The sequence below is a fragment of the Pseudomonas sp. 8 R 14 genome, assembly GCF_900005955.1.
Taxonomy (GTDB): Bacteria; Pseudomonadota; Gammaproteobacteria; order Pseudomonadales; family Pseudomonadaceae; genus Aquipseudomonas; species Aquipseudomonas marginalis.
The window spans coordinates 36553-62562 of the sequence record NZ_CVTH01000061.1 but is presented as its reverse complement, the minus strand read 5'-3'; the positions used below and the strand labels follow the sequence as shown (position 1 = coordinate 62562).

Annotated in this window: 26 protein-coding genes; 6 read left to right on the top strand and 20 right to left on the bottom strand. The window is 59.9% G+C overall.

Annotation, left to right across the window (positions count from 1 at the left end; genetic code table 11):
• Positions 1 to 12: 12 nt before the first annotated feature.
• The 12 genes from tolA to BFQ01_RS15170 all read right to left on the bottom strand — a co-directional run bounded on the left by tolA (position 13) and on the right by BFQ01_RS15170 (position 9434).
• Positions 13 to 1086, bottom strand: a complete 1074-nt coding sequence (gene tolA / locus BFQ01_RS15225; RefSeq protein WP_027605542.1) for a cell envelope integrity protein TolA — start codon at positions 1084 to 1086, stop codon at positions 13 to 15.
• Positions 1086 to 1538 (bottom strand): protein TolR, encoded by a 453-nt coding sequence (gene tolR, locus BFQ01_RS15220; protein WP_161793227.1) that lies wholly within the window; start codon positions 1536 to 1538, stop codon positions 1086 to 1088. Before tolR ends, tolA begins: the two co-directional genes overlap by 1 nt.
• 23 nt (positions 1539 to 1561) lie before the next feature.
• Positions 1562 to 2257, bottom strand: coding sequence for a protein TolQ (gene tolQ / locus BFQ01_RS15215; protein ID WP_053135845.1), 696 nt, complete (start codon positions 2255 to 2257; stop codon positions 1562 to 1564).
• A 1-nt stretch (position 2258) separates the two neighbouring features.
• Positions 2259 to 2714 carry a tol-pal system-associated acyl-CoA thioesterase gene (ybgC, locus tag BFQ01_RS15210; RefSeq protein ID WP_032890914.1) on the bottom strand — a complete coding sequence of 152 codons (456 nt, stop codon included), beginning with the start codon at positions 2712 to 2714 and terminating at the stop codon, positions 2259 to 2261.
• Between the two features lie 140 nt (positions 2715 to 2854).
• On the bottom strand, positions 2855 to 3913 hold the full coding sequence (gene ruvB, locus BFQ01_RS15205) for a Holliday junction branch migration DNA helicase RuvB (protein WP_065925895.1): 1059 nt from the start codon (positions 3911 to 3913) through the stop codon (positions 2855 to 2857).
• The gene (gene ruvA, locus BFQ01_RS15200) at positions 3914 to 4525 is read right to left on the bottom strand and encodes a Holliday junction branch migration protein RuvA (protein ID WP_003175802.1); all 612 of its coding nucleotides are present in this window, start codon (positions 4523 to 4525) and stop codon (positions 3914 to 3916) included.
• 67 nt (positions 4526 to 4592) lie between these two features.
• Positions 4593 to 5117 carry a crossover junction endodeoxyribonuclease RuvC gene (gene ruvC / locus BFQ01_RS15195; protein WP_065925894.1) on the bottom strand — a complete coding sequence of 175 codons (525 nt, stop codon included), beginning with the start codon at positions 5115 to 5117 and terminating at the stop codon, positions 4593 to 4595.
• 157 nt (positions 5118 to 5274) lie between these two features.
• A complete protein-coding gene (locus BFQ01_RS15190) occupies positions 5275 to 6021 on the bottom strand; it encodes a YebC/PmpR family DNA-binding transcriptional regulator (protein WP_027605539.1) in 747 nt (248 codons plus the stop codon).
• A gap of 135 nt (positions 6022 to 6156) precedes the next feature.
• A complete protein-coding gene (gene aspS, locus BFQ01_RS15185) occupies positions 6157 to 7932 on the bottom strand; it encodes an aspartate--tRNA ligase (RefSeq protein WP_027605538.1) in 1776 nt (591 codons plus the stop codon).
• A 107-nt stretch (positions 7933 to 8039) separates the two neighbouring features.
• Positions 8040 to 8261 carry an FmdB family zinc ribbon protein gene (locus BFQ01_RS15180; protein WP_010208103.1) on the bottom strand — a complete coding sequence of 74 codons (222 nt, stop codon included), beginning with the start codon at positions 8259 to 8261 and terminating at the stop codon, positions 8040 to 8042.
• A gap of 178 nt (positions 8262 to 8439) precedes the next feature.
• Complete coding sequence (locus BFQ01_RS15175; RefSeq protein WP_065925893.1) at positions 8440 to 8781, bottom strand: ribbon-helix-helix domain-containing protein; 342 nt, start codon at positions 8779 to 8781, stop codon at positions 8440 to 8442.
• 179 nt (positions 8782 to 8960) lie between these two features.
• On the bottom strand, positions 8961 to 9434 hold the full coding sequence (locus BFQ01_RS15170) for a Dps family protein (protein ID WP_065925892.1): 474 nt from the start codon (positions 9432 to 9434) through the stop codon (positions 8961 to 8963).
• A 428-nt stretch (positions 9435 to 9862) separates the two neighbouring features.
• On the opposite strand from BFQ01_RS15170, the gene BFQ01_RS33200 reads away from it, so the two are divergent.
• Positions 9863 to 10465 (top strand): cold-shock protein, encoded by a 603-nt coding sequence (locus BFQ01_RS33200; RefSeq protein ID WP_005790922.1) that lies wholly within the window; start codon positions 9863 to 9865, stop codon positions 10463 to 10465.
• 69 nt (positions 10466 to 10534) lie between these two features.
• Here BFQ01_RS33200 and BFQ01_RS15160 read toward each other — a convergent pair whose 3' ends face one another.
• Both BFQ01_RS15160 and BFQ01_RS15155 read right to left on the bottom strand, forming a co-directional pair.
• On the bottom strand, positions 10535 to 10741 hold the full coding sequence (locus BFQ01_RS15160; protein ID WP_065925891.1) for a SlyX family protein: 207 nt from the start codon (positions 10739 to 10741) through the stop codon (positions 10535 to 10537).
• Positions 10742 to 10744: 3 nt separating this feature from the next.
• Entirely contained in the window at positions 10745 to 11170 is a 426-nt protein-coding gene (locus BFQ01_RS15155; protein ID WP_065925937.1) for an HIT domain-containing protein, read from the bottom strand.
• A gap of 745 nt (positions 11171 to 11915) precedes the next feature.
• Between BFQ01_RS15155 and BFQ01_RS15150 the strand changes: the two genes are divergently transcribed.
• Positions 11916 to 13208: an OprD family porin gene (locus tag BFQ01_RS15150; RefSeq protein ID WP_027605533.1), complete on the top strand. Its 1293-nt coding sequence runs from the start codon at positions 11916 to 11918 to the stop codon at positions 13206 to 13208.
• A gap of 186 nt (positions 13209 to 13394) precedes the next feature.
• Here BFQ01_RS15150 and BFQ01_RS15145 read toward each other — a convergent pair whose 3' ends face one another.
• Together BFQ01_RS15145 and BFQ01_RS15140 are read right to left on the bottom strand one after the other, a co-directional pair.
• The gene (locus BFQ01_RS15145; protein ID WP_065925890.1) at positions 13395 to 14237 is read right to left on the bottom strand and encodes a mechanosensitive ion channel family protein; all 843 of its coding nucleotides are present in this window, start codon (positions 14235 to 14237) and stop codon (positions 13395 to 13397) included.
• Positions 14238 to 14372: 135 nt separating this feature from the next.
• The gene (locus BFQ01_RS15140; RefSeq protein WP_053135814.1) at positions 14373 to 14858 is read right to left on the bottom strand and encodes a YajQ family cyclic di-GMP-binding protein; all 486 of its coding nucleotides are present in this window, start codon (positions 14856 to 14858) and stop codon (positions 14373 to 14375) included.
• 123 nt (positions 14859 to 14981) lie between these two features.
• Here BFQ01_RS15140 and BFQ01_RS15135 point away from each other — a divergent pair, with 123 nt between their 5' ends.
• From BFQ01_RS15135 to BFQ01_RS15125, 3 genes are read left to right on the top strand one after another with little or no spacing between them, the layout of a single operon-like run.
• Positions 14982 to 15899, top strand: coding sequence for a putative 2-dehydropantoate 2-reductase (locus BFQ01_RS15135; RefSeq protein ID WP_065925889.1), 918 nt, complete (start codon positions 14982 to 14984; stop codon positions 15897 to 15899).
• Positions 15900 to 15945: 46 nt separating this feature from the next.
• Positions 15946 to 17979 (top strand): sensor histidine kinase, encoded by a 2034-nt coding sequence (locus BFQ01_RS15130; RefSeq protein ID WP_065925888.1) that lies wholly within the window; start codon positions 15946 to 15948, stop codon positions 17977 to 17979.
• Positions 17980 to 17981: 2 nt separating this feature from the next.
• Positions 17982 to 18560 (top strand): cob(I)yrinic acid a,c-diamide adenosyltransferase, encoded by a 579-nt coding sequence (locus tag BFQ01_RS15125; protein ID WP_065925887.1) that lies wholly within the window; start codon positions 17982 to 17984, stop codon positions 18558 to 18560.
• A 129-nt stretch (positions 18561 to 18689) separates the two neighbouring features.
• On the opposite strand, the gene BFQ01_RS15120 is transcribed toward BFQ01_RS15125, so the two are convergent.
• From BFQ01_RS15120 to secA, 3 genes are all read right to left on the bottom strand, one after another.
• Positions 18690 to 19634 (bottom strand): Nudix family hydrolase, encoded by a 945-nt coding sequence (locus BFQ01_RS15120; RefSeq protein ID WP_065925886.1) that lies wholly within the window; start codon positions 19632 to 19634, stop codon positions 18690 to 18692.
• A gap of 18 nt (positions 19635 to 19652) precedes the next feature.
• Positions 19653 to 20870 carry a bifunctional glutamate N-acetyltransferase/amino-acid acetyltransferase ArgJ gene (gene argJ / locus BFQ01_RS15115; RefSeq protein WP_065925885.1) on the bottom strand — a complete coding sequence of 406 codons (1218 nt, stop codon included), beginning with the start codon at positions 20868 to 20870 and terminating at the stop codon, positions 19653 to 19655.
• A gap of 123 nt (positions 20871 to 20993) precedes the next feature.
• Positions 20994 to 23729, bottom strand: coding sequence for a preprotein translocase subunit SecA (gene secA / locus BFQ01_RS15110; RefSeq protein ID WP_027605526.1), 2736 nt, complete (start codon positions 23727 to 23729; stop codon positions 20994 to 20996).
• A 294-nt stretch (positions 23730 to 24023) separates the two neighbouring features.
• Between secA and BFQ01_RS15105 the strand changes: the two genes are divergently transcribed.
• Positions 24024 to 24479, top strand: a complete 456-nt coding sequence (locus tag BFQ01_RS15105) for a DUF721 domain-containing protein (protein ID WP_027605525.1) — start codon at positions 24024 to 24026, stop codon at positions 24477 to 24479.
• Positions 24480 to 24483: 4 nt separating this feature from the next.
• Here the strand turns inward: BFQ01_RS15105 and BFQ01_RS15100 are convergent, their stop codons facing one another.
• Complete coding sequence (locus tag BFQ01_RS15100) at positions 24484 to 25962, bottom strand: helicase HerA-like domain-containing protein (protein WP_065925936.1); 1479 nt, start codon at positions 25960 to 25962, stop codon at positions 24484 to 24486.
• Positions 25963 to 26010: the final 48 nt, after the last annotated feature.

Sequence of the window (26010 nt, the reverse complement as noted above, 5' to 3'; positions counted from 1 at the left end):
GAAGAAGGTTTCTCACAAGGCTAGATCCTCAGGTGTGAATGTCATCTTGAATGAACGATAGGGAGCGAAGTCGCTTGGTTTCATTCCCTGCATCTCGGTCAACCGGCCAATATTCTTGACCGCGGCAACCGCCGAACTGTCGAACGAACCGTCACCACTGGACTTGGCCACACTGACCGAAGTCACCGTACCGTCCGGCAACATGCCGATCTGCAGCACTACTGTCATGCCTTTGCGTGCCGAAGGTGGACGTGTCCAGCCTTCTGCTGCCCGCGCCCGAATCAGGTCGTCGAAACTGCCCGCGACTTCATCACCACGTTCATCGGCCAAGGCTTGCTGACGCTGCGGCGTGTCGGAGAGCAAATCTGCCAAGGCCTGGGCCTTTTTCTCTTCGGCGGATTTACGCGCTGCTTCCTGGGCCTTTTTCTTGCTGGCATCGGCGGCAGCTTTCTTCTTCGCGTCGTCGGCGATTTTCTTCTTCGCCTCGTCTGCTTCAGCTTTTTTCTTGGCGTCTTCGGCGGCTTTCTTCTTCGCGTCTTCGACTATTTTCTTCTTGGCGTCTTCAGCGGCCTTTTTCTTGGCCTCTTCTTCGGCAGCCTTCTTGGCTTCTTCTTCAGATTTCTTCTTGGCTATATCAGCCAATTGTTTCTCTTCAGCTTTTTTAGCTTCGGCAGCTTTCTCGGCTTTCTTGGCTTCATCAGCCTTTTTCGCCTCGTCGGCCTTCTTGGCTTCGTCAGCCTTTTTCGATTCCTCGGCCTTTTGAGCCGCCTCTTCTTTCTTTTGTTCCGCAGCAGCCTTCACCGCTTCCTGCTCGACCTTCTTCTGTTCCATCTGTTCGACTTCAGTCTGGCGCGCAGCCGACTTCTGGGCCTCACCCGCAATCTTCTGATTGGTCTGGGTGGTGGCCTGGCTTTTCGATTTCAGCTGATACAGGGTCGCCTGCACGATCGGCTTGGCTGGCGGCAGGTCCGGAGTCATGGCAAAGCTGACGAACAGCATGCCAAAGACCAGGACGTGCAGGGCAATTGCCCAGACGCTAGGCCAGAAGAAGCTTTCCGAGGCGGACGGCTCTCGCTGTTGGTGCATCAGGGCGCCTCGGTAATCAAGCCAACGTTACCGACGCCGGCCTTCTGCAGCCCGCCCATGGCGCCCATGACGGAACCGTAGTCGACCGACTTGTCGCCGCGGATGAACACCTGGGTGTGCTTGCCGCCTTCGTTGCCGGAGCGAATGATCTTGGTCACCGCATCGGTCATCGCCGGCAGGGTCAAGGCCTTGTCCTGTTGCTTCTGGGTGTCGACTTCGCTGCCAAGGTTCCAGTAATAGGTCTTGTCAGCCTTGATCGAAATGGTCAGGACCTGAGTGTTGTTGTCCTGCGGCAAGGCTTCACTGGAAACCTTGGGCAGATCAACCTTCACGCCCTGGTTGAGCATCGGCGCGGTCACCATGAAGATCACCAGCAGCACCAGCATCACGTCGATGTAGGGTACTACGTTCATCTCGGCGACCGGCTTGCGCTTTTTGCGAGCTCGAGCGATTAAAGCCATTGGGAATTACCTGCTTATTCTTCGCTGGTGTGCACTTTACGGTGCAGGATCGCCTGGAACTCATCGGCGAAGGTGTAGTAACGGCTGATCAACGTTTCGCTGGTTGCAGCAAAGCGGTTGTAGGCAATTACTGCGGGGATAGCGGCGAACAGGCCGATCGCGGTGGCGATCAGGGCTTCGGCAATACCCGGGGCCACGGTGGCCAGGGTCGCTTGCTGGGCCTGGGCCAGGCCGCGGAACGAGTTCATGATCCCCCACACCGTACCGAACAGGCCGATGTACGGGCTGACGGAACCGACGGTAGCGAGGAACGGCAGGCTCTGCTCCAGTTTCTCTTCTTCACGGGAAATGGCGACGCGCATGGCACGGGCCACGCCTTCCATGACCGCTTCCGGATCAACACCCGGCTGCTGGCGCAGGCGCGAGAATTCCTTGAAGCCCGCGCGGAAGATCTGCTCGACGCCCGAGTCCGGGTCCGGGTTGCTGCCGGCCTGGCGGTACAGCTTGGACAGGTCGATACCCGACCAGAAGCGCTCTTCAAAGCTCTCCAGGGCACGTCGACCGGCGCGCAGCAGGTTGCTGCGCTGAAAAATCATGACCCAAGAGGTAACCGATGCGGCTACCAGGGTCAGCATCACCAGTTGAACCACGACACTGGCATTGCTGACCAGGCTCCACATGGAGGAATGGTCGACGACGGTAGGTTCCACGCTAAATCTCCTGCTTTGATTGTTTACCCGCGCCGCTCACGGCGGCAAAGGCCGCACGTAGAGTTTCGGGAATGGCCCGAGGTTTCAAACTATTGGTGCGCACACACGCCACCAGGAACTGCCCCTCACAGAGCAGCGTTGCATCCGTTGCCCGCCTGACCTGCTGCTTGAAACGCAGGCTGGCACGGTTCAATTCGATTACTTCAGCGCTGACCAGCAGCTCGTCGTCCAGTCGCGCCGGTGCGTGGTAACGCGCCTCGCTGGAATGCACGACGAATAACAGGTCCTCCCCTGCCAGCTGGGATTGGGCAAAGCCCAGCTCCCGTAGCCGCTCGGTACGAGCCCGCTCCATGAACTTGAGATAATTGACGTAATACACGATGCCGCCGGCATCGGTGTCCTCGTAATAAACGCGACAGCGATGTGCGAACGACTGATCCCCGTTTTGCGCGCGCATACTCTAGTGCTTACTCCTCAGGTTGCCAATCCGGTGGGGCAACTGTTTTTTCATTCTCGAAAAACATATCCAGTGACTGAATGACGACGCCAGCCACTAGGACAGCACAAACATCGAATAAATCGACTGGCGTGAAGCTTTTAATCGTCCACTGCATCAAGGAATTCGTCTACCACGGGCATCTCCCCCAATCGTGACGGAATGTTTAACCCGAAGTGCAGATAGGCATGGCGCGTCACCACCCGCCCCCTTGGCGTACGCATGATATAGCCCTGCTGGATCAGGTACGGCTCCAGCACATCTTCGATGGTATGGCGCTCTTCACTGATGGCCGCCGCCAGGCTGTCGACACCCACCGGGCCGCCGTCGAACTTCTCGATCATGGTCAAGAGCAGGCGTCGATCCTGATGATCGAAGCCATGCTCGTCCACATCCAGCAGGTTCAAGGCCAGGTCCGCCACGGCCTTGGTGATATGCCCCTTGGCCCGTACTTCGGCAAAGTCACGCACACGACGCAACAAGCGGTTGGCAATCCGTGGCGTGCCCCGGGCCCGACGAGCGATTTCAAACGCGCCCTCCGGGTCCAGGGGCAGGCCGAGAATACTGGCCGAACGGCTGACAATGGTCGCCAGATCGGTAGTGCTATAGAACTCCAGACGTTGAACGATGCCGAAACGGTCTCGCAGCGGGTTGGTCAGCATGCCCGCACGGGTCGTCGCGCCCACCAGCGTGAACGGTGGCAAGTCGAGCTTGATCGAGCGGGCCGCCGGGCCTTCGCCGATCATGATGTCGAGCTGGAAATCTTCCATCGCCGGGTACAGCACTTCCTCGACGATAGGCGAGAGCCGGTGGATCTCGTCGATGAACAGCACGTCATGGGGCTCGAGGTTGGTGAGCAACGCCGCCAAATCACCTGGCCGCTCCAGCACCGGGCCGGAGGTGGACTTGATCGACACGCCCATTTCCTGGGCAATGATGTTGGCCAGGGTGGTTTTACCCAGCCCCGGCGGGCCGAAGATCAAGGTATGGTCCAAGGACTCACTGCGCCCGCGCGCGGCCTGGATAAACAACTCCATCTGCTCGCGCACGGTGGGCTGGCCGATGTAGTCGGCAAGGCTCAAGGGCCGGATGGCGCGGTCCTGGACTTCTTCACGGTCACGAGGCCCGGTGGCCGCGATCAGACGATCAGCTTCAATCACTTAAATCATTCCCTTCAGGGCTCGGCGGATCATGTCTTCGCTGCTCAGGTTCTTGTCCTTGATGGCCGAGACGGCCTTGCTGGCCTCCTGGGGTTTGTAGCCCAGGGAGATCAGCGCACTGACGGCGTCGCTTTCAGCACTCGCGACCTGGCCCGCCGGCATATCCGGCTGGTTCGGCACCAGGGCGAACATGCTCGGCACCACTTCCCAGGCCTTGAAGCGGTCCTTGAGTTCTACCAACAGGCGCTCGGCGGTTTTCTTGCCCACGCCCGGTACCTTGGTCAGCGCTGAGGTGTCCTGGGCCGAAACGGCTCGTACCAGCTCATCCACTTCCAGGCTCGACATCAACGCCAGGGCCAATTTAGGCCCCACGCCATTAAGGCGAATCAGTTCGCGGAAGAAGTCGCGGTCGCGCTTGCCAATGAAACCATAGAGTAGTTGCGCGTCTTCGCGCACCACCAGATGGGTATGCAGCGTTATAGGTTCACCGACCGACGGCAGGCGGTACAGGGTGGTCATGGGCACTTCCAGCTCATACCCCAGCCCGTTTACATCCAGAATCAGGTGCGGCGGCTGTTTCTCAGCCAGGGTGCCGCGCAAGCGTCCAATCACGGTTCAGATCCTTAAAGCTTGGGGTCAGAGCGAGGCCTGACCGGAAATAACGATTGCGCTGATGCTATCAGAGACGCAGGCGCCCGCCACGACTGCGTGCCATGCCCAGGCCGTGAGGCAGCAGGCTGGAGCGCGTGTGTGCATGGCAAATGGCAATGGCCAGGGCGTCGGAGGCATCGATCTGCGGCTTTGAGGTGAGCTTGAGCATGTGCATGACCATCATCTGCACCTGCTCTTTATTGGCCGCACCGGTGCCGACCACGGCCTGCTTGACCTGGGTCGCGGTGTATTCGGCGATTTCCATGCCCTCTTCGGCCCCTGCCACGATGGCGGCGCCACGGGCTTGTCCGAGTTTAAGGGCTGAGTCGGCGTTTTTTGCCATGAACACTTTTTCGATGCCCATGGTGACCGGTCCGTAGGTCTGGATCACTTCACGCACGCCGCGATAGACGATCTGCAGGCGCTCAGCCAACTCGCCTGCGCCGGTACGGATACAGCCCGAAGCGACGTAGACGCAGCCGCGCGGGGTGTGTTGCACCACACCAAAACCGGTGATGCGCGAACCGGGGTCGATACCTAGGATTAAAGTCATAACGCCTGCAGGTCGGATAAACACATTTTTTGATACATCGTAGTTCTAATGTGGGAGGGGGCTTGCTCCCGATGGCGATCGTCCAGTTAGACATAGGCTGACTGATACACCGCCATCGGGAGCAAGCCCCCTCCCACATTTGGATCTACGTCATTCTTCAGCCTAGCTGTTCGGCCACGGATTCCGGGATGTCGGCGTTGGAATACACGTTCTGTACATCATCCAGGTCTTCGAGCATATCGAGCATCTTCAGCACTTTCTGCGCACCGTCCAGGTCCAGCTCGGCACTGGTGGTCGGCAGCATCACGATCTCGGCGTCGGAGCCTTTGAAACCGGCCGCTTCCAGGGCATTACGCACGGCGTAGAAGCCGGCGAACGAGGTAAACACGTCGATGGAGCCATCTTCATTGGTCACCACGTCGTCGGCATCCGCCTCCATCGCCGCTTCCATCAGCGCATCTTCATCCACACCCGGCGCGAAGGAGATCTGCCCCTTGCGTTCGAACAGGTAGGCCACCGAACCGTCAGTCCCCAGGTTGCCGCCACACTTGCTGAACGCATGACGCACGGCGGCGGCAGTACGGTTGCGGTTATCGGTCATGCATTCGACCATCACCGCCACGCCACCCGGGCCGTAGCCTTCGTAGGTCAACTCGACCATGTCGTCGGTGTCGGCAGCGCCGGCCCCACGGGCCACGGCACGGTCGATAATGTCACGACTCATGTTGGCGCCGAGGGCCTTGTCCAGGGCCAGGCGCAGACGCGGGTTGGAGCCCGGGTCACCCCCGCCCTGGCGGGCAGCGACCGTCAGCTCACGGATCCACTTGGTAAAAATCTTGCCTTTCTTGGCATCCTGACGCTCTTTGCGGTGCTTGATGTTCGCCCACTTGGAATGGCCAGCCATAACACAACTCCGAAATTCTCTAGAAACCTTATCAACCCCACCCCGGGTGGGATACACCCCTTGTAACGCAAAGGCGCATCCGAAGATGCGCCTTTTTAGACTGCGTACACCTCAGTGCGCTTTCACGCAGCAGCCTTACTCAGCCTTCGGCGTCTCGCGCAGGCGGATATGCAGCTCGCGCAATGCCTTGGCATCCACCACGCCCGGAGCCTGGGTCATGACGTCCGCAGCACTCTGGGTTTTCGGGAACGCGATCACTTCACGGATCGACTGGGCACCGGTCATCAGCATCACCAGGCGGTCGAGGCCGAAAGCCAGGCCACCGTGGGGCGGCGCACCGTATTTCAAGGCGTCGAGCAGGAAGCCGAACTTCTCTTCCTGTTCCGCTTCGTTGATGCCCAGCAGGCGGAAGACCGCTTGTTGCATCTCTTTGCGGTGGATACGGATCGAGCCGCCACCCAGCTCAGTACCGTTCAACACCATGTCATACGCGCGGGACAGCGCGCCTGCCGGGTTGGCTTCCAGCTCTTCGGGCGAGCACTTCGGCGCGGTGAACGGGTGGTGCAAGGCGCTGAAGCTGCCGTCATCGTTCTCTTCGAACATCGGGAAGTCGACGACCCACATCGGTGCCCACTTGCAGGTCAGCAGGTCCAGGTCGTGGCCCAGCTTGATCCGCAGCGCGCCCAGGGCTTCGCTGACGATCTTGGCTTTGTCGGCGCCGAAGAACACGATGTCGCCGTCGACCGCGCCCACGCGATCCAGGATCACATTGAGGTTGGCTTCCGGGATGTTCTTCACGATTGGCGACTGCAGGCCTTCAACACCCTTGGCGCGCTCGTTGACCTTGATATACGCCAGGCCCTTGGCACCGTAGATGCCGACGAACTTGGTGTAGTCGTCGATCTGCTTGCGCGGCATGCTCGCGCCGCCAGGCACGCGCAGGGCGGCGATGCGGCATTTCGGGTCGTTGGCGGGGCCGCTGAACACCTTGAAATCAACTTCGGTGAGCTGGTCGGCCACGTCCACCAGTTCCAGCGGGTTACGCAGGTCTGGCTTGTCCGAACCGTAGCGGCGCATGGCTTCTTCGAAGGTCATGTGCGGGAATTCGCCGAACTCCAGGTCCAGCACTTCCTTGAACAGGTTGCGGATCATCTGCTCGGTGATGCCCATGATCTCTTTTTCATCGAGGAAGCTGGTCTCGATGTCGATCTGGGTGAATTCCGGCTGGCGGTCGGCGCGCAGGTCTTCGTCGCGGAAGCACTTGGCGATCTGGTAGTAACGGTCGAAACCGGCCACCATCAGCAGCTGCTTGAACAGCTGCGGCGACTGCGGCAAGGCGAAGAAACTGCCGGCGTGGGTACGGCTAGGCACCAGGTAGTCACGCGCGCCTTCCGGGGTGGCCCGGGTCAGGATAGGCGTTTCGACGTCAAGGAAGCCGTTCTCGTCGAGGAAGCGGCGGATGCTGGTGGTCATGCGCGAACGCAGGCGCAGCTTCTCGGCCATTTCCGGACGACGCAGATCCAGGAAGCGGTAGCGCAGGCGGGTTTCTTCGCCGACGTCGGAGTATTCGTTCAACGGGAACGGCGGGGTTTCCGATTCGTTCAGTACTTCCAGCTCGTAGCCCAGCACTTCGATCGCACCGGACGCCATGTTCGCGTTCACGGCACCGGCCGGACGCAGGCGAACCTTGCCGGTGATCTTCACGACGTACTCGCTGCGCACACGGTCAGCGGCGGCGAAGCTTTCGGCGCGATCCGGATCGAATACCACCTGGGCCAGGCCATCACGATCACGGATATCGAGGAAGATCACCCCGCCGTGGTCGCGGCGACGGTGAACCCATCCGCAAAGGGTGATTTCCTGACCATCCAGGGTCTCGTTCAGTTGGCCGCAATAGTGGCTGCGCATCATGGTAGTGGTTTCACTTCTCGTAATTCGAAATTCGGTGGAGGCCTGCCTCGTCACCGTACATTAAAGCAGGGGACGGATAATGCAGGAGCCTGCGCATGGAGTTCAACTCAGTCTGCTTTGTCGCCGCCCGCCAGGTTCTTCTTCGAACCGGTCTTGAAATCGGTCTCGTACCAGCCGCTGCCGCTCAGGCGGAAGCCCGGCATGGACAACATCTTCTTGAGCTCGGGTGCCTGGCAGGCCGGGCAATCGACCAGCGGCGCTGCGCTGATCTTCTGGATGGCTTCCAACTGATGTCCACAGGAAGCACATTGATAGTCATACATGGGCATGGCGATGTCTCGGCGGTCGATCGTTACTGTGCCGCGCCCGCTCCTGATAAAGAGCAGAGGGAGAAAGCCCCGGCAGCAGCAAAGCGCGGGATTATATCTGGTAAATCAAGGCAGCGCAGCCGGCTTTCTGCCCGGGGCAAGCCCACCTCGACAGCGGACCGGCCCCGAGGCCTGCCGATTACTCAGGGCTTGGCGAGGCAGCACGGCCCTTTAACAGATGAACCACACACACTACCCTGACCAACCCACTGAAGTTCTTCACTCCTCCATACCGCAAGTGCACTTCCCGATCGACATAGGACAGCAATGCACTGACAGAGCAGGCATTGATCCTGGCTATTTCCGTGAGGATATTCCAATAGATCTGCTCAAGCCGAAGACAAGTGGAAAATCCGTTGAGCCTTACCGATCGGGACAATGGCTTGGCCAGCCCCATATCGAACCCCTTGGCGAAGGGGTCGACGCTTATCTTGTGGAAACCACCGGTTTCCATCACTCCCACATCCACTCCACGTGACATACACCTGACACTCCATTGCCAAACAACAGCCCATGGGTTCTCCCATTGGACAGTGGCCCTATAAGACAGCAGGACGAGGCAGGCAGCCAGAAGACGGGGCGTTGATAGGCGTAGGACAACGCCAGGAAATGCGTGGAAACAAGCAAGTGGCGCCACAACGGCGCCACTGTGGCTGTCGTTTACTGGCTTTCGAGCAGGGAACGCAGCATCCACGCGGTTTTCTCGTGAACCTGCATGCGCTGGGTCAGCAGGTCCGCGGTCGGCTCATCGCTGACCTTGTCGAGCAACGGGAAAATACCACGTGCGGTACGCGTGACCGCCTCCTGGCCCGCCACCAGTTGCTTGATCATCTCTTCTGCGCTGGGAACACCCTCTTCTTCCTTGATGGAGGAAAGGCGGGCGTAGATCGAATAGGCGCCCGGTGCCGGGAAACCCAGGGCACGGATACGCTCGGCTATGGCGTCCACCGCCAGCGCCAGTTCGTTGTACTGCTCTTCGAACATCAGGTGCAGCGTACGGAACATGGGGCCCGTGACGTTCCAATGGAAGTTGTGGGTCTTCAGGTACAGTACATAGGTATCGGAAAGCAGCCGTGAAAGCCCATCGACGATGGATTTACGATCTTCTTCACTGATACCGATATCGATTGCCATGTTTATCCCCTTCAATTGACAAGCATTCATTGATCAGGTGCACGACCACTCTAGCAAGAGCGCCGCAGAGACGCAGCCCGACACCCTCGGGCGACATGCGGCAAATCGCCCCTGCACGACCTGTCAGCCCGTGCAGTACAAGCCTTTGGGCATGTCGGAAATTTTCTTTAAGGCCGCCAGAAACCCCTGCACATGTCTAGGACAAGCGTTTCACGCAGAAATGCCACGCCCCTTTCAACCGCGGAAAATGCTCGATTTGAGTAGGCACGGCCTTTGCTGTTAAATAGGCAGCGTGTCGCCGTCGTTAATTTCCACGGCAAGCGGCATAGGCTGATACCCGCGCACGTGCCCAACGCCTCCCATTGTTCAGAAGCGAACCGTGCCAGTCAGCTCTTCCTTGTGATCCGTCTTAACGTGAGTTAATCAAAATGTTGAAAATCGTCCACCTGCTAACGGGCGTTGCAGCGTTGCTGCTGTCCTTTATCCCGAGCCTGCAGCCTGAAAGCCTGCCCTACCTGCAACAACACGACGCTCTGTACCTGGCCTTGTTCGGCCTTCTTAACCTGACGCTCGCTCCCGTAATCCCTTACTGGAACAAAGGCACACGTCATCAACTGCAAAACCTGGTCAGCGCGCTGCTGGTACTGACCGTTGTCGTACAAACCCTCACCCTCCTGGCACCTATGCCTGAAGTGGGCGGCCATCCGGCCATCCTGCTCAGCCTGGTGATTGCTGTGGTCGCTATCGTTCTTCACCTGGCCATCAGCTTCTACCGTTCGTCCCCGGCGGCCGCGTCGCAAAACTACGACATGACCAATCGGGATACCGGTACCGTCAAGTGGTTCAACACCTCCAAAGGCTTCGGCTTTATTTCCCGCGATTCGGGCGACGACATCTTCGTCCACTTCCGGGCTATCCGTGGCGAAGGTCATCGCGTCCTGGTGGAAGGCCAGCGCGTGGAGTTCTCCGTGATGAATCGCGACAAAGGCCTGCAAGCCGAAGACGTGATCGCAGCCCTGCCGCGTCGCTGATTCCAGCCGTCGCAGCAAAAAAACCGCGATCCAGCCTTGGCTGGGTCGCGGTTTTTTATTGCACTCGGATTAATAGTGCGGTGGCGGCGCCTCTTCTTCGGACGTCTCGAACTGGCCGCCCATTTCTTCCTGACGCTTGAGCAGCGCGGTCATCTGCAGCTGCAGGCGTTCAACCGCGCGCTGCTGGACGACCAGGATGTCATTGAGGGTCTCGATGGTGTCGTCCTGAAAGGCCAGGCGGCTCTCCAGATCGGTAACGCGGTCTTGCAAGTCCATGGTTCAACCCTGGGTAAAGATAAAGTCGGCAGGCAGCAACGCGTGCAGGCGCACACGAATGGCCGCCACTTGTTCTTCAGTGTACGGCTGGGCCGGATGCTTGCCCCAAACCGGCGCAGGCCACGCGGCGTCATCACGCTTACGTACGATCACATGCACGTGCAATTGGCTGACGACATTGCCCAGCGCACCGATATTCATCTTGTCGGCGCCCAGGCCTTCGTTGAGTAACTGCGCCAGCAACGTAGTTTCCTTCCAGAGGATCTGTTGATCTGCGACATCCAGCTGAAACACTTCGCTGATACCGTTGATGCGTGGCACCAGGATGAACCAGGGGTAATTCGAGTCATTGGACAGCAGCAGGCGGCACAACGGGAAGTCCCCGATCACCAGTGTGTCTTGTTGCAGGCGTTGGTCTAAGGCGAACACCACGGGCACTCCGTTTGGCAGGTCAAGTTCCGGCGCCCAGCATACCTTTGAATGCAGGCGGCTTCACGGCGAATACGGGAGAGCCCCGGCGCATCCGGAGAAAAAAACCGCACCCTTTCGATGCAGGCGAATAATTGAGCTACGCTAACTCGGGCCTCACCGGGATGCACCAAAATGACCCACTTGTGCCTCAAAGAGATCCGCCAACTACCCACTCATGGGGGTGGACCGGTAACGTTTTCCTCGGGCAACGTTTTTTTTGCCCCCCCAACAGCGGTAACACACGGGCGTCAAGCCCAAACCAAACGGCGTAAAAAGCCCGTACTTATGCGGTTTTTACACCGTCGTAACGTTTTTCACGAAAAAATGACATTCAGTTACCAGTTTGGGCGCGCTTGTTGCATTCACCCCCCTATCGTCGACAACGGCACCTGCAGGGAAGTGAGTGTTTCGCGATAAAAAACAGTGGCGTTTCAATGCATACCAAGGAAAACGACAAACTCTGAAAGACGTTTGAAAACAGCATTGAAGTTGTCAGTCCCGTTACATTCGGACTGTGAATTTGCGACATGGAACTAGCAATTTACGACAGCCTCGTAAAGAAGCTGAAAGGAAAGATGGGTAAGTATCGTCAATAGAGTCTGCGTGATATAACTTTGCGCCGACACAAAAAAGAAAGAGCCGCCCAGATAAAAATACAGGTGGGACGGCAGTACTCTTCCTAAAACCAAAGGAGCAAATCACGATGCGCGTGATGAAGTGGAGCATGATCGCCCTGGCTGTTTCAGCAGGCACCTCGCAGTTCGCAATGGCGTCCGCCCAGGACGATTCCAAGGGCTTTATCGAGGACAGTACAGCCAGCATTCTGACGCGGGCCCTGTATTTCAGCCGTGACCGCCGTAACCACGGTGCAGAACAAAGCCGTATCGAAGAAACAGGCCTTGGCTTCCACGGCCTCTTTAGCTCGGGTTACACCCAAGGCACCATCGGTGTCGGTGTCGACGTGATCGGCCTGCTGGGCGTCAAGCTGGACAGCGGCAAAGGCCGTGCCGGCACCGGTCTGTTCCCAGAGGGTTCCGACGGCCGTTCGCAGGATGACTACTCCAAAGGCGGCGCAGCCATCAAGTTCCGTATGTCCAATACGGTCCTGAAGATCGGTGATCAGTACACCACCGCTCCAGTGTTCGCTTCCGATGACAGCCGTTTGCTGCCGGAACTGCCGCAAGGCATCTCCATCACCAGCAACGAAATCAAAGATCTGAAACTGGAAGCCGGTCACTTCACCTCGATCGTTGCCCAGGATCAAACCTACCGCGACAGTATCGCCAGCTCCGAACCAGGCTCGAGCCGTGGCCTGCGAGACGCCAACTTCGTGGGCGGCGTGTACTCCTGGACCCCAGAGTTCACCACCAGCCTCTACTACTCGAAAGTGGAAGACTACTGGAAGAAGATCTACGCCAACGTCAACTGGACCCACGCGCTCAGCGATGACCAGTCCGTGGCTGTCGACTTCAACATCTACGACACCAAGAGCGACGGCGCCGGCCTGGTCCGTGCTGACAAAGACAGCACCACCAAGCTCGACAACCGTGCGTTCAGCCTGCAAGGCGCGTACACCATTGGCGCTCACACCTTCACCCTGGCAGCACAGAAGGTCAGCGGCGACGGCCAGTACGGCTACGGCGTAGACGGCGGCGGCACGATTTTCCTGGCCAACTCCATCGCCCGCTCCGACTTCAACGCTGAAGACGAGAAGTCCTACCAGGCTCGCTATGACCTGAACATGGCGACCTTTGGCATCCCAGGCCTGAGCTTCATGACTCGTTATGTGAAAGGTACCGGCGCCAACACCTCGACCACTAACAATGGTAAAGAGTGGGAACGCGACATCGAAGCCAAATACGTGATCCAGAGCGGTCCAGCCAAAGACCTGAGCCTGCGCGTACGTCAGGCGACCTATCGCTCATCTGATCAGGTTTACTCGGGTTCCCTCGACGAACTGCGTCTGATCGCGCAATACCCGCTGAACATCTTGTAATTGCCGGTTCAATTACAACGATGACTTAAGGCTCCGGCCTTAAACAAAAAAGCCGCTCCCCTGTTTACAAGGGAGCGGCTTTTTCATTGCAGTTTTATTTCAGTAAATAACTAGCAAGCTAACTAACGAGATTCAAGTGACACGTTTAACCTGACCTTTCGGCCAAGTTAAACGCGCTTCTTTCACTTACTTCGGAGCTGCTTCCTGCATCACTCGAATAACGCGCTGCGGAAATGGAATATCAATCCCCGCAGCCTTTAAACGATCACGCGCCAGTTCATTCAACATGAACACTACATCCCAATAATCCGGGGTATTGGTCCAGCAGCGCAGGGAAACAGTGATCGAGCTATCGCCCAAGGTCGACACCACGGCCACCGCAGCAGGATCCGTCAGTACACGCGGATCTTTTGACAGCTCCAGCAGCACTTCACGAGCCTTTTGCAGATCCGCCTCGTAGTCCACACCCACATCAAAGACCACCTTGCGGGTCGGCTGACGGTTGGTGTTGGTGATGATGCCGTTGGACAGGATGCCGTTGGGCACGATGACGGTCTTGTTGTCACCGGTACGCAGCACGGTGTGGAAGATTTGGATGCTATCGACAGTCCCGGAGGTGCCCTGGGCCTCGATCCAGTCACCAATGCGGAACGGGCGGAACAACAGAATCAGCACACCACCGGCAAAGTTCGCCAGGCTGCCTTGCAACGCCAGGCCGATGGCCAGGGTAGCGGCACCGATGGCGGCGACGAACGACGTGGTCGCCACGCCGATCATCGAGGCCACACTGACAATCAGCATGACTTTCAGCGCGATGTTCGCCAGGCTGGTGATGAAGTGCTGCAGCGCCAGGTCCGCGTTACGCATGGCCAGCAGGCGGCCCACGCGGTGGGTCAATACGTTGATCAGCCACCAGCCAATGGCCAGGGTGATCACCGCCAGCAACACCCGGCTGCCGTATTCCATGATCATCGGGATCCATGACTGTGAGGTCTTGATCAAGTGATCCATTTCAGCGTTTAAATCCATGTAGCTTCTCCTGTATGGCGAATGTGCGGCTTATTGACTGCCTGAAAACGCAAATGAGCCCCGTAGGGCTCAAGAGCAGGCGCTGGCTCTGGGGCGTGGGACGCCGAAAACGCCCGCAGGTTCCCCAATGTGCCATCAGTCGCGGAAGTTATTGAACTGCAGCGGCATGTCGAAGGTCTTGGCGCGCAGGGCGGCAATGGCATCCTGCAGGTCATCACGCTTCTTGCCGGTGACACGAACCTGCTCACCCTGGATGGCCGCCTGGACTTTCAGCTTGGCATCCTTGATATGGGCAACGATCTTCTTTGCCAGCTCCTTGTCGATACCTTCCTTGAGTACGGCTTCCTGCTTCATCAGCTTGCCGGAGGCGTAGGCGTCCTTGATTTCAAGGCACTGCGCGTCGATCTTGCGCTTGACCAACGACAGCTTGAGGATCTCGATCATCGCTTCCAGCTGGAAATCGGCTTCAGCGGTCAGGTTGACGGTCAGTTCCTTTTCCTTGAATTCGAAGCTGCCCTTGCCTTTCAAGTCATAGCGGCGGTCCAGCTCCTTGACGGCGTTCTCGACGGCGTTGGTGACTTCGTGTTTGTCCAGTTCAGATACCACGTCGAACGAAGGCATGTGATTTCTCCAATATAAGGGGCGGGCTCAGTAGAGATGGAGCGCGCCCGAGCTAAAATGCCGGGGCATTATAGCGGTTCTTTCGTCCCGTTCACTGTGAGCGACCCTACGGAGCAGAAACTGATGTCGACCACCTGGCATATTCTTGGCGCGGGCAGCCTGGGCACACTGTGGGCCACCCGACTGGCTCGTGCCGGCTTACCCGTCAGGTTGATCCTGCGCGATGCCACGCGCCTGGCCAGCTACCGGGCTTCACCCGGCTTGACCCTGGTGGAACACGGCGTCGCCCATACCTACCCGGTGTTCGCTGAAACGCCCTACAGCCCCGAGCCGATTCATCGCCTGCTGGTAGCGTGCAAGGCCTACGACGCCCAGGGCGCTGTCGCACAACTGCAACACCGCCTCGCACCGGACGCCGAGCTGATCCTGCTGCAGAACGGCCTCGGCAGCCAAGACGCGGTGGCCGCGCAACTGCCCCAGGCGCGCTGCATTTTTGCCTCCAGCACCGAAGGCGCGTTTCGCGACGGTGACTGGCGCGTGGTGTTCGCCGGCCATGGCTACACCTGGCTGGGGGACGCGAGCCACCCTACTCCGCCGCTGTGGCTGGATGACCTGCACGCTGCGGGCATCCCCCACGAATGGAGTACCGACATCCTGACGCGCCTGTGGCGCAAACTGGCGCTCAATTGCGCGATCAACCCGCTGACGGTGCTTTACCAGTGCCGCAATGGCGAACTGCAGAGCCATCAATGTGAAGTCGCGACCCTGTGTGCCGAGCTTGGCGAACTGTTGGAATGCTGCGGCCAACCCGCCGCCGCGCGGGATCTGCACCAGGAAGTGGAACGGGTTATCCAGGCCACGGCCGCCAATTATTCCTCCATGTACCAGGACGTGGCCAACGCCCGTCGCACCGAAATCAGCTACTTGTTGGGCTATGCTTGCCAGGCGGCCGCCCGTCACCAATTGAGCCTGCCCCATGTGCAACAACTGCAAGTGCGCCTGGTCGAGCAGTTACTTGCACGCGGATTGCCCCGCGACTGAGGCACGCGCTACCCTGCCCGCCTGTCTATCACCTGGGAAAACCCTGATGCCGCTGCGCCAGCGTCTAGAAAACCTACCGGTCGGGCAGAAACTGCTGGCCGCCCTGCTGGTGCTGCTGACCACCGTCCTGCTGGTGGCCAACCTGACCTTTATCAGCGCCGCCTACTGGATCTCCCAGGAAAGCATGGCGCCCCAGGCCTTGCAGGCCATCGGCCGGCTGGTATCCAACCCGGCTCTCGCCGCCGAAGCCCTTGAATCCCCGGCCAAGGCCGATGCGCTGCTCAATGAACTGACCAGCTATTCGCCTCTGCGCGCCGCCGCCCTGTACGACGGCGAAGGCAATCGCCTGGCGCAGATGCAACACGGCGATCGCCTGCACCTGCCGGACAACTACCGGCATATCGAAGCCTGGCGCGTGACCGAATTTCGCAGTAACCAGGTCATCACCCTGCCCCGTCCCGGCCAACCGTCCGGCCACCTGCTGCTGGTGGCCAGCAGTGAGCTGCCGGTGGCCTTCTATACCGGCACATTGACGGCGAGCCTGGGCATCCTGATTTTCAGTGTGCTGCTGTGGTTGATCATCGCCCGGCAGATCAAACGCCTGATCACCCGGCCGATCCATGAACTCGAAGAGCTGTCACGCCAGGTCACCCGCGAAGAGAACTACGCCCTGCGTGCCGGCAGGGGCAACCGCGATGAAATCGGCAGCCTCGCCGAAGCCTTCAACACCATGCTGTCGCGCATCGAAGCCCGGGAGCAGCAGCTCAAGCGCGCGCGGGACGACTCCCAGGCGGCCTACGACCAGGCACAAGGCCTGGCCGAAGAGACACGCCACACCAACCGCAAGCTGGAGCTGGAAGTCCAGGTGCGCAGCAAGATCGAGAAAAAGCTCACCGGTTTCCAGAACTACCTGAACAGCATCATCGACTCGATGCCTTCGGCACTGATCGCCCTGGACGAACAGCTCTACGTCACCCAATGGAATCAGGAGGCCACGGCCCTGTCCGGCACGCGCCTGGATGAAGCGCTGAATCAACCGATCTACCTCGCCTTCCAGCCGCTCAAGCCGTACCTGCCGCAGATCAAGGCCACGGTGGAACAACACACGGTGGAACGCATCGAGCGCGTCACCTGGATCAAGGACGACGAACCCAAGCATTACGCCCTGACCTTCTACCCGCTGATGGGCGGTGCCGGGCGCGGTGTAGTGATCCGTATCGACGACATCACCCAGCGCCTGTCACTGGAAGAGATGATGGTGCAGTCGGAAAAAATGCTCTCCGTCGGCGGACTTGCCGCCGGCATGGCCCACGAGATCAACAACCCGCTGGGGGCGATCCTGCATAACGTGCAGAACATTCGCCGGCGCCTGTCCCCCGACTTGCCCAAGAACCTGGAACACGCCGAACAGGTGGGGGTTGAGCTGGACACCGTTAACCGCTACCTGCAAAGCCGCGAAGTGCCGCAACTGCTCGACGGTATCCAGCAGGCGGGGGCACGGGCGGCGAAAATCGTCACCCACATGCTCAGCTTCAGCCGCCGCAGCAACCGGCAGATGGCGCCTTGCGACCTGCCGGCGCTGATCGACCAGGCGGTAGAAATCGCCGGTAACGACTTTGACCTGGCCATTGGCTTCGATTTCAAGGGCCAGGCAATCATCCGTCAGTTCGACCCGCAACTGGGCCCCGTGCCCGGCACGGCCAACGAACTGGAACAGGTGCTGCTCAACCTGCTGAAAAACGCCGCCCAGGCCATTCACCTGCGCGAGGACGACAGCGAACCGGGGCGCATCATCCTGCGCACGCGCCTTAACCCGCCGTGGGCGGAAATCCAGGTGGAAGACAATGGCATCGGCATGAGCGAAAACGTGCGTAAACGCACCTTCGAGCCGTTCTTTACCACCAAGGAAATCGGCCAGGGCACCGGGCTTGGGCTGTCGGTGTCGTACTTCATCATCACCAACAACCACAAGGGCCAGATGGAGGTGCATTCCACCCTCGGCCAAGGCACCTGCTTCACCTTGCGCCTGCCCCTGGCGGGCCAACTGCCACCTTACGAACTCACCCAACTGGAGCACTGACCATGGGCTTTCGCCTGTCGAAGATTTACACCCGCACCGGCGATAAAGGCGAAACCGGCCTCGGCGACGGCCGCCGCGTGCCCAAGGACCATCCCCGGGTGGAAGCCATCGGAGAGGTCGATACGCTGAATAGCCAGTTGGGGTTACTGCTGGCGTATCTCGAAGCCCTCGGCGGGCAGCATCCAGGCTTACAGAACGTGATCGAGGTGCTTACGCCTTGCCAGCATCGATTGTTCGATCTGGGTGGGGAGTTGGCAATGCCGGAGTACAAGGCATTGAACGCGGCGGAAGTGGATCGGCTGGAAGCGGCGATCGATCGCTGGAACGAAGAACTCGGGCCCCTGGAGAATTTCATCTTGCCCGGTGGTTCAGCGCTGATTGCCCAGGCCCATGTGTGCCGCAGCCTGGCGCGCAGTGCCGAGCGGCGCTGTCAGCATTTGAATGCGGTCGAGCCGTTGGAAGGGGTGGGGTTGGCGTATATCAATCGGCTGTCGGATTTGCTGTTTGTGGCGGCGCGGGTGATTGCCAAGCGCCAGGGTGTTGCAGAAGTGTTGTGGCAGGCGGCGGCGAAGCCACACTGATGATGATTCGGTGACTGATAGGGCCTCATCGGGGTGTAGCCCCCTCCCACACTTCGATCACATTCCAAAGTTGGAACCCGGTCGAATGTGGGAGGGGGCTTGCTCCCGATAGGGCCCTTCAGAACAGCATCAAACCTCAGGCCAGAACGCCCGAATTCCTGCGACACCTTGAGCGCCGGCTTCCCACGCCTGCTCCCGCTGCGCAGGCTCAACCCCACCCAACAGAAACACCGGTTTGCTGAACCCACGGATCAACTCTGCCGCCTGCTCCCAGCCCAACGGCTGCGCATCGGGATGGGTCTGGGTCGGCTGCACCGGCGACAGCGTGACAAAATCCACGTCCATCAACTCCGCCAACGCCAGTTCTTCCGCGTTATGGCATGACGCCGCCAACCAGCGATCCTTCGGCAACGGCCGGCCCTTGCTCGCATATTTGCGCAGTTGGGCCGAGGTCATATGCCAGCCGGCCGCCGGGAAGTCCCCGAGCCATTCAAACGGTCCCTTGAGCATCAACTGCGCCTTACCGGCGCACAGGCCCACCGCATCTACCGCAAGGTCGCGGTACTTGGGGTCGTAACCGTTGGGCGCCCGCAGCTGGATCAGCTTGATGCCACCGGCAATAGCCTTCTGGATCCCGCGCAAGAGCGTGGGCGTTTCCAGCTCGCCCGGCGTGATCAGGTAGTCGGCCGGCAAGCGCGCAGCCGCCACGATCGGCGCATTGGCCGCCGGGAACTCATAGTGGGGCAGATCGCGCGGGGCCACCCATTCCAGCGGTTGTCCCTCGGCACCGTGGGGCTCGCCGGTAAAGGCCGAGACTTCCCAGACATCCAGCAACACCTGCTTGTCCGGGTAGTCATGTTGCACCTTGATCAGCGGTCGCGCCGTGGTGACCTGGATACCCAGCTCTTCCTGCAACTCACGGGACAGGGCCGTGGCGACCGACTCATCGGCCTCCACCTTGCCACCGGGAAACTCCCACAGGCCGCCCTGATGCTGGGTATCGGCACGGCGCGCCAGCAGGATCCTGCCGTCGACACCGCGGATCACCGCTGCTGCTACATGCACTCGTTTCACCGCGCTTATCCTCTTCTATCAGGTGCGGTATTCCGCATTGATCTTCACGTACTCGTGGGACAGGTCGGTGGTCCAGATGGTTTCGCTGCACTCACCGCGACCGAGCTCGATGCGGATGGTGATTTCTTCCTGCTGCATCACCGCCGAACCCTGGGCTTCGGTGTAGGTCTCGGCACGGGCGCCACGGCTGGCGATGCATACGTCGCCAAGGAACACGTCGATCTTGCTCACGTCCAGGTCCGGCACGCCGGCACGGCCGACGGCAGCCAGAATACGGCCCCAGTTCGGGTCGGAGGCGAACAGCGCGGTCTTGATCAGCGGCGAGTGGGCCACGGTGTAGCCGACATCCAGGCATTCCTGGTGGTTGGCGCCGCCGTTGACTTCAACGGTCACGAACTTGGTCGCGCCTTCACCGTCACGCACGATGGCCTGGGCCACGTCCATGCACACCTCGAACACCGCCTGCTTCAGCGCCGCGAACAGCGGGCCGCTGGCCTCGGTGATTTCCGGCAGGTTGGCCTGGCCGGTGGCGATCAGCATGCAGCAGTCATTGGTGGACGTATCGCCATCAATGGTGATGCGGTTGAACGACTTGTTGGCGCCGTCCAGGATCAGGCTGTGCAGCACATCGCGGGAAACCTTGGCGTCGGTGGCGATATAGCCAAGCATGGTGGCCATGTTCGGGCGAATCATGCCCGCGCCCTTGCTGATACCGGTCACGGTAACCGTTACACCGTCGTGCACGAACTGGCGGCTCGCGCCTTTTGGCAGGGTGTCGGTGGTCATGATGCCGGTGGCGGCTGCCGCCCAGTTATCCACGGACAGGTCGTCCAGCGCGGCTTGCAGGGCGCCTTCGATTTTTTCGACCGGCAACGGCTCACCGATGACGCCGGTGGAGTATGGCAGCACTTGGCTGGCGTCCACGCCGGCCAGTTGGGCCAGCTTGGCACAGGTGCGCGCAGCGGCGACCAGCCCCGGCTCGCCGGTACCGGCGTTGGCATTGCCGGTGTTGGTCAGCAGGTAACGAATCGAGCCGGCAACACGCTGCTTGGCCAGGATCACCGGCGCGGCGCAGAAGGCGTTGAGGGTGAACACGCCCGCAACGGTCGAGCCTTCGGCACAGCGCATCACCACCACATCCTTGCGCCCTGGGCGCTTGATGCCGGCCGAAGCGATACCGAGCTCAAAACCGGCAACCGGGTGCAATGTGGGCAAAGGACCAAGACCAACAGCCATGAATGCGCTCCTTAAAAATAGGTGATGTCTGTGCCGTCGTGATCGACGGTGAAATTAATGGCAAAACGCCGCGACGGCAGGGGCCGGTCGCGGCGCGGGGTGTAGCAGCGTCAGGCAAAAATCTTAGTTGATTTCGCCGTGGCAGTGTTTGTACTTCTTGCCCGAACCGCACCAGCACAGTTCGTTGCGGCCCAGCTTCTGCTCGTTACGAACCGGGGTCTGGGCCAGGGCCACATCGACCTCTTCACCCAATACTTCAGGCGCTTCCAGACCGGGTGCCTCGTCGTGCTGGAACTGCATGCGCGCAGCCAGTGCCTCGGCCTCCTGGCGCAGGCGCGCTTCTTCCTCGATCGGGTCTTCGCGACGCACCTGAACGTGGGACAGCACGCGAATCGAATCGCGCTTGATCGAATCCAGCAACTCGGAGAACAGCGTGAACGACTCGCGCTTGTACTCCTGCTTCGGGTTCTTCTGGGCATAGCCACGCAGGTGGATGCCGTGACGCAGGTGGTCCATGGTCGACAGGTGGTCTTTCCACAGGTCGTCCAGCACACGCAGTACGATTTGCTTCTCGAAGGTGCGCAGTGCTTCGGCACTCGCCTGCTCTTCTTTCTCGTTGTACGCGGCCAGCAGCTCGGTCATGAGCTTCTCGCGCAGGGTTTCTTCGTACAGGTGGTCGTCTTCGTCGAGCCATTGCTGGACCGGCAAGTCGACACCGAAGTCGCTCTTCAACGCAGCTTCCAGACCGGCGACATCCCACTGTTCAGGCAGCGATTGTGGCGGGATATGTGCGCTGACAGTGGCGTTGAGCACGTCCTGACGGAAATCGGCGATGGTTTCGCCAATATTGTCGGCGGCCAGCAACGTGTTACGCATGTGATAGATCACTTTACGCTGTTCGTTGTTGACGTCATCGAACTCGAGCAGTTGCTTACGAATGTCGAAGTTACGGCCTTCTACCTTGCGCTGGGCCTTCTCGATGGCGTTGGTCACCATGCGGTGCTCGATCGCTTCACCGGACTGCATGCCCAGGGCCTTCATGAAGTTCTTCACCCGATCCGAGGCGAAGATGCGCATCAGGCTGTCTTCCAGGGACAGGTAGAAACGGCTGGAACCGGCGTCACCCTGGCGGCCGGCACGACCGCGCAGCTGGTTGTCGATACGACGGGATTCGTGGCGCTCGGATGCGATCACCTGCAAGCCACCGGATTCCAGCACGGCCTGGTGGCGTTTCTGCCAGTCAGCCTTGATCTGGGCGATCTGCTCAGGGGTCGGATCGTCCAGCGAAGCCACTTCCACTTCCCAGTTGCCGCCCAGCAGGATGTCGGTACCACGACCGGCCATGTTGGTGGCGATGGTCAGCGCACCCGGGCGACCGGCCTGGGCGATGATCTCGGCTTCTTTTTCGTGGAACTTGGCGTTGAGGACCTTGTGCTCGATACCTTCCTTGTTGAGCAGGTTGGACACGTGCTCGGAAGTCTCGATGGTGGCGGTACCTACCAGGATCGGACGACCCTGGGCCATGCCGTCCTTGATATCGTTGATGATCGCCGCGTATTTCTCTTCGGCGGTCAGGAACACCAGGTCGTTGAAATCTTTACGGGCCAGCGGCTTGTTCGGCGGGATGACCACCACCGACAGGCCGTAGATCTGGTGGAATTCGAACGCTTCGGTGTCGGCGGTACCGGTCATGCCGGACAGCTTGTTGTACAGGCGGAAGTAGTTCTGGAAGGTGGTGGACGCCAACGTCTGGCTTTCGGCCTGGATGTTGAGCATTTCCTTGGCTTCGATGGCCTGGTGCAGGCCTTCGGACAGACGACGGCCCGGCATGGTACGGCCGGTGTGTTCGTCGACCAGTACGACCTGGCCATCCTGCACGATGTATTCGACGTTGCGATGGAACAGCTTGTGGGCACGCAGGCCGGCATACACGTGGGTCAGCAGGCCCAGGTTATGGGCCGAGTACAGGCTCTCGCCTTCGGCCAGCAGGCCGATCTGGGTCAGCATGTCTTCGACGAACTGGTGACCGGCTTCGTTGAGTTCGACCTGGCGGGTCTTCTCGTCGATGGTGAAGTGACCTTCTTTGGTCACCACGCCTTCCACTTCCTCGATGTGCTGCTCAAGGCGCGGGATCAACTTGTTGATCTCGGTGTAAAGGCGCGAGCTGTCTTCGGCCTGGCCGGAGATGATCAGCGGGGTACGGGCTTCGTCGATGAGGATGGAGTCGACTTCGTCGATCACGGCAAAGTTGAGTTCGCGCTGGAATTTTTCTTCCATGCTGAACGCCATGTTGTCGCGCAGGTAGTCGAAACCGAATTCGTTGTTGGTACCGTAGGTGATGTCGGCGGCGTAGGCGGCGCGCTTCTCTTCCGGCGGCTGGAACGGCGTTACTACGCCTACGGTCAGGCCGAGGAACTCATACAGCGGGCGCATCCAGTTGGCGTCCCGGCGAGCCAGGTAGTCGTTCACCGTCACAACGTGCACGCCCTTGCCGGACAGTGCGTTGAGGTAAACACCCAGGGTTGCTACCAGGGTCTTGCCTTCACCTGTACGCATTTCGGCAATCATGCCTTCATGCAAGGTCATGCCGCCGATCAACTGGACGTCGAAGTGGCGCATGCCCATGACACGCTTACCGGCTTCACGGGCAACCGCAAAGGCTTCGGGAAGCAGCTTGTCGAGGGTTTCACCTTTGGCTATGCGGGCCTTGAACTCTTCGGTCTTGGCGCGCAATTGCTCGTCCGAAAGGGCAACCATCTGCTCTTCGAAGGCATTGACCAGCTGCACCGTCTTGAGCATGCGTTTGACTTCGCGCTCATTCTTGCTTCCAAAAAGTTTCTTTAACAAAGGCGCAAACATATCGGCAGGTTCTTCCACACATAGGGATGGAGGGCGCACCGTGAGTGGCCCGAGCAGCCCTCACGGCCGCATGCGAACGCGCATTCTACCCGGAATCGTGGGTGAGGAAAGTGGCGTTGTTCCCCGAGGCGGGCAAGGGGCTGTGAGAGGGCTTGTTTAAAATAAGGGCTTTTGCGCGAACTTCAACCCGTGGAGCTCATTGATTTTGTGGATAAAGCCCCGGCAATGCATTGCCCGGGGCCGCGTAGACGCTTTCTGCTAAGATGGCCGCTCTGTTACTTAAGGTGTCCAATCATGGCATTTCGCCCTCTTACAGCCCGCGCGCCCAGCGTGTTGCTTCGCGAAGCCAAGCCGTTGAAAGCCATCTTTGGCCATGCGCAACGCTTGGGCCATTTGCAACGCCTGCTCGAAAGCCAACTTCAACCGGCCGCCCGTGAGCATTGCCACGTGGCGTCCTGGCGTGAAGGCAACCTGCTGCTGATTGTCACAGATGGTCACTGGGCGACCCGCCTGCGCTATCAGCAAAAACGCCTGCAGCGTCAATTGATGGCATTCGATGAGTTCGCCAGCTTGACGCGCATCCAGTTCAAGGTGCAGCCGCCGACCGTGCAGCAAGGCGCGGCGGGCCACACGATGGACTTGTCGGAGACGGCGGCCGAGACGATTCAGGCCACGGCCGACGGCATCAGCGATCCAGGCTTGCGCGCGGCACTTGAGCGGCTGGCCGCCCATGGCAAGCCCAAACCTTGAACCGCTACTTGCGCTTACTGCCGCCCAGCAAAGACCCCAGCAAACCACGCACCAGTTGGCGCCCCATCTGATTGGCGGCCTGCTGCATCGCGGATTTCAGCGCCTTGCCTGCGGTGGTTCCCAGAAACGCCCCGGCCTTGTCAGTGAAACTGGGCTCCTCGTCGGCCTGCCTGGCCTCTTCGGTCGGTCCAAGCGCCTTGCGCGCCATCAACACTTCATAGGCCGACTCGCGATCAATCGGCTTGTCATAGCGCCCCTGCAAGGGCGAACTGGCCACCAATGCAGCGCGTTCAGCCGAACTGAGCGGCCCGATTCGCGATTGCGGCGGCGCGACCAGTACGCGTTGGACGACTTCCGGCGTACCTTTTTCCTGCAAGGTGCCCACCAATGCCTCACCCGTGCCCAGCTCGGTCAACACCGATAACGCATCAAACGCCGGGTTCGGCCGGAACCCGTCTGCAACCGCTCGCAAGGATTTCTGTTCTTTCGTGGTGAACGCCCGCAGGCCATGCTGGATGCGCAAACCCAGTTGCGCCAGCACGGAGTCCGGCAGGTCGCCCGGCGATTGGGTGACGAAATACACCCCCACGCCCTTGGAACGGATCAGCCGCACCACTTGTTCCAAGCGCTCTTGCAAAGCCTTGGGCGTGTCGGCAAACAACAAATGCGCCTCGTCGAAAAACAGCGCGAGCAACGGTTTGTCGGCGTCGCCGCGCTCGGGCAGTTGCTCGAACAATTCCGCCAACAACCACAACAGGAAGGTCGCGTACACCTTCGGCGCTTCATGCACCAGGCGGCTGGCGTCCAGCAGATGGATACGCCCGCGTCCCTCGCGGGTGGGTTGCAAGATGTCTTCAAGCTGCAGGGCCGGCTCGCCAAACAACGCCTCGGCGCCCTGCTGCTCCAATACTGCCAGACGCCGCAACAGCGCCTGGCTGGAGCCGGTGGTCATCAGCGCCGCATCCTCGCCGAGCAACTCCGGGTGATAACGCAGGTGGTTGAGCAGGGCCTTGAGGTCCTTGAGATCCAGCAGCAACAGGCCTTCGCGATCCGCCACCTTGAACGCCGCGTAAAGGGCCGACTGCTGGCTGTCCGTGAGCTCCAGCAAACTGCCGAGCAACAACGGCCCCATTTCGCTGATGGTGGTGCGCAATGGATGACCGGACTGCCCGTGGATATCCCACAGCGTGACGGGATACGCCTTGGCCGTGTAATTAAGGAACGGCATGCCGGCGATGCGCTCTGCGACTTTGCCCTGAGGGTTGGCGGCGGCACCCAGGCCACAGAGGTCACCTTTGATATCTGCGGCAAATACCGCGACGCCCGCATCACTGAACGCTTCGGCCAGACGTTGCAACGTGACCGTCTTGCCTGTGCCCGTGGCGCCGGCGATCAAACCGTGACGGTTGGCCAGGCGCATGGCCTGGGCAATGGGCTGGCCGTCAAGACCGGCACCGATAAGGAGTTGCGTGGAGTCAGGCATTTCGTCACCCATGGTTAATCTTTAATGTCGCCAGGTCGATAAGACAGA